At 67.0% G+C, this 6,451-nt stretch carries 3 protein-coding genes and 2 pseudogenes; 3 read left to right on the forward strand and 2 right to left on the reverse strand.

What is annotated here, in order from left to right; translation table 11 throughout:
- Window positions 1-374: 374 nt before the first annotated feature.
- The 3 genes and pseudogenes from NGB36_RS26090 to NGB36_RS26100 all read left to right on the forward strand — a co-directional run.
- Entirely contained in the window at window positions 375-728 is a 354-nt protein-coding gene (locus tag NGB36_RS26090; RefSeq protein ID WP_255922963.1) for an ArsR/SmtB family transcription factor, read from the forward strand.
- A gap of 681 nt (window positions 729-1,409) precedes the next feature.
- Window positions 1,410-3,056: an LCP family protein gene (locus NGB36_RS26095; protein ID WP_255922964.1), complete on the forward strand. Its 1,647-nt coding sequence runs from the start codon at window positions 1,410-1,412 to the stop codon at window positions 3,054-3,056.
- 181 nt (window positions 3,057-3,237) lie between these two features.
- A pseudogene (locus NGB36_RS26100) lies at window positions 3,238-3,577 on the forward strand (transposase); the annotation flags it as partial.
- A 39-nt stretch (window positions 3,578-3,616) separates the two neighbouring features.
- On the opposite strand, the pseudogene NGB36_RS26105 reads toward NGB36_RS26100, so the two are convergent.
- Window positions 3,617-5,431, reverse strand: a pseudogene (locus NGB36_RS26105) (IS481 family transposase).
- A 58-nt stretch (window positions 5,432-5,489) separates the two neighbouring features.
- A complete protein-coding gene (locus tag NGB36_RS26110; RefSeq protein ID WP_255922965.1) occupies window positions 5,490-6,302 on the reverse strand; it encodes a transposase family protein in 813 nt (270 codons plus the stop codon).
- Window positions 6,303-6,451: the final 149 nt, after the last annotated feature.

The raw sequence follows: 6,451 nt of genomic DNA on the forward strand, positions 1-6,451 counted from the left end.
CGGACGCGAAGCCGCCTGCGGTATCCCGCCTCCCTGCCGGGCCGCAACACCCTGACGGGAGACAGGACCAGGTTTTCCCTGCGTGGGGCGAGGCTGCGCCTCATCCCGCCACAGGTCCAAGCCTTCGCCCGGGCCATGCGCCCACTGACCTGCCATCCACACCCCTCGCCCGGTGCCGGTAAATCCTTCGGACGCGCGCCCGCGCCACGCCGAGCAGACACACGACGTCCGCCACCGGACCGTAGGACGGCTCACGACCATCATTGGTTGCACGGTTACGCAAGCCAATAAGTCAGACGCTACGATGAGCCCACGTAGATCAGCAACCCTGACAGCGCAGCGCACACAATCGACTACGGAGAGTGTCGAGGCGGATGACGAGACCAAGCGCGTGGAGCGAGGACCCGCCCTCCCAGGCCCTGGAGAACGCCGCCGCCGCCTTCGCAATGCTCAGCTCCTCCGTGCGGCTGCACATCGTGTGGACCCTGGCCCAGCAGGACAGCGACGTGTCACACCTGGCCCAACGAGTCGGCAGCACCCCACAGGCGGTCAGTCAGCACCTCGCCAAGCTCAAACTCGCCGGAATAGTCCGGGTCCGCCGCGAAGGACGCAACCACATCTACTCCGTCACCGACCACTCCCTGCACGCGGTGGCCACGCTCATGATCGAACGATTCACCCTCAAGCCCGAGCGCCCGCTATTGGTCGGCCACCAGGTCAGCGTCTGACGCTGTACTCCTGGCTCACGACAACTCCTCGACTCCGCGCCCACGTCGGCGACTTGGTCCTCCACCCGCGCGATGGCCCCCTCCGCTGCGCCCGACCTCCAACTGCGAGACCTGGAGTCCGTCGCACGCTGCCGGGCTGCGAACATTTGTCCCCAAAGCCAGCCAAATCTCCCGCCGTGTCGAGGCTGCACAGGACCTACAGCGGCGCAGGAAGCCATTCGGCCGGCATCGACCCATTGTCGACTTCAACGTGCACCGGGGATGCCAGTGCCAAATGGAACCCGTCTACTCCTACGAGTCACAGCCCATAGACGCTGTGAAGCGGTACGAGACGCTGTGGCGAGAGGCGACTGGCGATCCACTGCAATTCCGGCGGCTCTTTGAAGGGGCCTAATGGCTACGATCTGTTTCTAGGTCGTGACTATTCGTGATGGATAGTCGTCTGGGATTGCTCTGGTCTACCTGTCACACAGCGCACTTACACGAATCTTTCAGATTTCCCGTCCTCTATGCCGAACACAGGACGAGTTGCTACATTGCACGACTCGGAACTCGCGGATGGCACGGCACATCCCGCGGACCGATAACGCCTACCGGTGGAAACGGCCCACGCGCGAAGGTACGCGCGCCACGCCTTCGCCTGACGGGCGGGACGACTGGCGAGCGAAGCGGAGTGAGGATATGAGCGATGACGGTTCGCCGCGGGCGGAGGCTTCGGGTGGCCGGGCGGCCCGTCGCCGGGCAGCCACCTCACGCCATCGGTCAGCGCGCCGGCGCTCACGCCGAGTAGGCCGAAGACACGGCCCGGCCCGAACCTCCCGGGGCCGCAGCGGGATCAAGGTCATCGGCATCAGCCTGGCCGGGCTGCTGGTCATACTGACCGCCACGGGGGCGTTCGCCTATGAGCAATTGTTCGGCAAGATCCATGCCATCAGCCTGGGCGGCCTGACGGACCAGCCCGCGGCCTCGAAGGCCGACGCGGAGGGCCACACCCCGCTGAACATCCTGGTACTTGGCTCACAGACCCGAGACGGACAGCAGGGCGTCAATCTCGGCAACGCCTCGAAGCAGGGCACCAATATCTCGGATACCGCGATGCTCGTGCACCTGAGCGCGGAGCGGAAGTGGGCCGATGTCGTCTCGATTCCACGCGACTTGATCGTGCCGCGCCCGCAGTGCCACCAGCGCGTGGGGATCGGCGACCAGACCACGAACACCATCATCCCGGCTTCCAGCGGCGACATGTTCGACCTCGCGATGAACCTGGGCGGGCCGACGTGCGCGGTGGCGACCGTGGAACAGATGACAGGGATCCGCATCGACCACTTCGTCGAGATCGACTTCAACGCCTTCCAGCAGTTGACCGACGCTGTGGGCGGGGTCCAGGTATGCGTGCCGGAACCGGGAATCAACGACCCGCACTACAGCGGGCTCGTGCTGAGCGCCGGCCTGCACACCGTCAGCGGTGCCCAGGCCCTGGAGTTCGTGCGGGACCGGCACGGCATAGGTGACGGCAGCGACCTCGGCCGCATACAGATGCAGCAGATGTTCGTCTCGTCGCTTTTCCGGAAATTGAGCAGCAACGGCACACTGGCCAATCCGATCACCCTGTACAAGGTCGCCGACGCCATCTCCTCCAACCTGACCGTGGACAGCGGACTGGACTCCGCATCAGCCATGGTCTCCCTGGCCCAAAGCATGCAGAGCCTCAACTCCCGTTACATCCAGTTCATCACCGCTCCATACGAGGCCGACCCACAGAACGTGAACCGCGTCATCCCCGGCCAGGGCTTCAACCAGGTCTGGACCGACCTGCACAACGACCAACCGTTGCCCGGCTCGAAGGCAGCGGCCACCTACGGCGCCCACGCCACACCCGCGCCCCACCCGTCCGCCTCCCCCTCCGGAGTACCGCTCTCCTCGATCACGGTCACCGTTTACAACGGGACCACCACAACCGCCCTCGCCTCAAACGCCACCGCCGTGCTCGACGCCCAGGGCGTGAAAGCGACAGTCGGCGGCAACACACCCGGCAGCAACCCGACCACCGTGATCCAGTACCCTGCGGGTGACCAAGCCGCCGCTCAGGCATTGGCCAACGACATCCCCGGATCGCAGACCCAGACCGACAACAACGTCACAACACTCACCCTGATTCTCGGAGACAACACTCCGGCGAACCTCACCGCACCCCCGCCCCCCACCCACACCACCACCACGAAGTCCAGCCCGACACCAGCCCCATCGATCAGCGCGGAAAGCCGGTCAGGCGACGAGAACATCTGCTCCAACCTGCCCACACCCGTGCAATACGGCGGCGCACCCTGACGGGCGGCACGCATTCCTGAGCGTGTCCGAAAGATCGTGTAAGTCCGTGATGTGACAGGCTGGCCGAGGTCCAGCCGCGGGCCTTGGCCAGCCGGGACGGACGGACATGACAGACAACGAGATTCCGGCCGCCGAGCCGGTGGTCGAGGACAAACTGGTGGACGAGGTCGTCGAGCGGCTGATGGACCGCGCCGACGCCTCAGGAGCGGCCTTGCTGGGCGAAGGCGGGCTGCTGACCGAAGTTGACCCGGGCCGTGCTGGAGCGAGCCCTGGATGCGGAGATGACCGAGCATCTCGGCTATGAGAAGCACGATCCGGTCGGCCGCGGCTCGGGCAACAGTCGCAACGGCAGCTCACCGAAGACCGTGCTGACCGATGCCGGGGCGGTGACAGTGGCCGTTCCCCGGGACCGCAACGGCTCCTTCGAGCCGCAGCTGGTGCCCAAGCACGCGCGGCGGCTGGCGGGCTTCAACGAGCAGATCCTGTCGTTGTACGCGCGCGGCATGTCGGTGCGGGACATCTGTGATGTGAGGTCTCACGAGTTCTTTGACCTGATGTTCTCAGGACTTCGTTGACGTCTCGCTGGTGCTGTCCCTGGCTGCGTAGGCCCTGAAGCGAGTGACGGGCTGCTTGCTGTCGCGGGGGTGGAGGCAGAGTTCCTCGCCGTCGAGCAGGACGCGGAAGTGCGTGTCCTCGACGACGATGTGCACGGTCTTCCCGGCGTGGGTGCGGCCGATCCGGAGTCGCTGGCGGGTGACCATGACGACGCCGTCGCGGGGAACGCGGCGCGTGACGCTGATCGGCCCGGGGGCGGGTGCGGGCAGCGGGTCGGCGGCGATACGGGCGCCGCGCAGGCGGGCGCGTTCCTCGGGTGCGACGGGCGAGGGCAGGGTCTTGGCGAGAACGCCGTCGGCGACGACGTGGAGCAGGTGTCCGTCCAGGCGGAGCGTGACCTGGCGGCGGGCCAGCGAAGTGCCGACTTTCAGGGACTGGCCGCCGAGTTGGCAGAAGCCGTCGCCGTCGACGGTGCGGGTCAGCTCCACTACCGCGTCGGTGGCGAGTTTCCTGTCGCGTGCCGCGGTGGTCGCGGCCGAAGGCGGTCCCGCCGGGCGGGCTCCGCGGAGGCTGAGTTCGTCCAGGTCGGCGGCGGTCAGGTTGGACGGGGCGGTGCGGACGTGTTCACCGCCGACCTGGACGTGGACGCTGAACTCGTCGGCCCACACGTGCGCGGGGTGTCCTGCGTACTTCGGAGCCATGCGTAGGCGCTGGACGCGGGGCAGGACGCTGAGGACCCCGCTGGAGGCGATCACGGTGTCGAACTCCACCGCGTTCTGGCTGAAGGGAAGTGCTGCTGCGGCAGCCACCGGTGCCGCCTGAGCCGATTCGGCGGTGGCGGTCGGCGTGACCTGGGGCACGGCCGGAGAGTCGACCGAGGGCGTGGGATCACCTGGTTGCCGCCGGGTGGGGCGGAACAGGCTGGCCGGGGTGGCCATGTTCAGGGCCTGGTGGGGGCGCTTGTGGTTGTAGGCGTGAACCCAGGCGTCGATGGCTGCCTGGGCGGAGGGAAGGTCGGTGAACGGGCCTGCACTGTCGAGGAGTTCGCGGCGCAGGGTGGCATGGAATCGTTCGATTTTTCCAGTCGTGGTGGGCGAGCGGGGCTTGGTGAGCCGGGCGGTGATGCCGTTCTCTCGGCAGACGCGTTCGAATAGGACCTCGGCCGGCCGCGGTTTGGTGAACCGGCCGGTGAACTGCTTGCCGTTGTCGGTGAGGACTTCGGAGGGGATCCCGTACCGGCGCATCGCCGCGGCGAACGCCTCGCAGACCGCTCGGCCCGAGGGGGCGGCGAGCACGGCGGACACGACCAGGAACCGCGAATGGTCGTCGATGCCGGTGAGCATCTTGCACTCGCGCCCGTCGGCCAGGAAGATCCCGCCGACCAGGTCCATCTGCCACAAGTGCATCGGGGCCTCGCGCTGTCAGCGCCTGTACTTTCGGACATGCCGCTGTTCCTGAGGAACGATCAGGCTGTTGCGGGTCAGCACCCTGTGAACGGTGGCCTTCGAGGGCACCGGCTTGACACCGCGCTCTCCCAGTTCGAAGGAGATCCGGCGGGCGCCCCAGCGAGGATGGGCCCGCCGGAGCTCGCATATTGCCGCCTCGACCTCGGCCGCCACCCGATGCGGACTGCGATGCGGGCGGCGCGAGACCTCGTCCAGGCCGGCAATGCCGCTTGCTTCATAGCGGCGGCGCCAGTTGTGCACGGTCTGCCGCGAGACCCCGTAGCGGACCGCGACCTCCGAGATCGGCGAGCCTGCACGCACCTCGCGAACCGCCTGGAACCGCTGCTCAGCCAGCCATGCCCGATCGGACCCCACTGTTCCCCCACTGAAGATCGACAATGGGGAGGAGGAGATCACCAACAGGTCGCCGACGTCAAGGATGTACTGAGCACGCTGCGTCAAAGATCTCCCGAGACCTCACAGGACCCGCCCCACCTGGGGAATTTCGTGATCGCTCACACTGGTCACCGTCGTTCGCATCGTCCTTGGGCTTCTTCGGCGGGGCCGTGACTTGGGCGGGAAAGTCATTGGCCAGGCCGCGGTAGCCCTCGTCCACCTCGGCCTTCACCGCCGGATGCTGACGAAGTTGCTCCGCGATGCCTTCGGTCTTGACTGCCGTCTGATCGTGCATCCTGCCTGGTCGGATGACTCCGGAGAACATCAAGCGACCTTGGCGGTCGCTGAACGTGGTGCTCTTGATGGTGTTCTGCTTCTTCTTGCCGGAGATGAACGCCTTGCGGCCTGGGCGCCCCGCACGTGGGCGCCTCACCTGCACTTCGGTGCCGTCGAGGCACAGCTCGATACCCTCGGCCTCAGCGTAGGCAAACAGGTCTTCCAGGGTGCGGATGCGCAGGCCCGGGTGATCGGGGATGGCGAAGCCGCGGGCGGCGAGCAAGGGCCGCACCTGGCGGACGGCACCGGAGATGGTGGAGCGATCCACTGCGTACAGCTCGGCCAGCGCCTGATGCGGCAGCCCCAGGCGCAGGCAGACCAGCGTGACCAGCAGCCGGTCGACGAAGACCAGCTTCGGCTTGCGTCCCGCTCCGGCGACTCGTCTGCGCGCGCCGCCTCGTTGTTCGGCGAGCGCGGACTCGCGGGCCGACTCCCAACGTGGCGCGAGTTCTTCGAGCAACTCGCCGAAGTGTTGGCGGGAGACGCCAGTGAAGGCAGGATGGGACAAGGCCACGCGGAGTAGCTCGTGATTCACACCTTGAGAACCCGCGTGGCCGCCCGCATGTCACGGCCCGCCTCCACGCCCGCAATTCCTCCCGAACTCGTTAGGGCGCGCAGAGAATCAACACGCTGGTTTGATCTTCGTGTGGGTCGGCTTGGGTG

It is taken from the genome of Streptomyces humicola (assembly GCF_024436035.1).
GTDB classification, from domain to species: domain Bacteria; phylum Actinomycetota; class Actinomycetes; order Streptomycetales; family Streptomycetaceae; genus Streptantibioticus_B; species Streptantibioticus_B humicola.

Excerpts from the sequence above, each read along its gene's own strand:
- NGB36_RS26090 (WP_255922963.1), top strand. The coding sequence starts at position 375 with ATGACGAGACCAAGCGCGTGGAGCGAGGACCCGCCCTCCCAGGCCCTG.
- NGB36_RS26095 (WP_255922964.1), top strand. The coding sequence starts at position 1,410 with ATGAGCGATGACGGTTCGCCGCGGGCGGAGGCTTCGGGTGGCCGGGCG.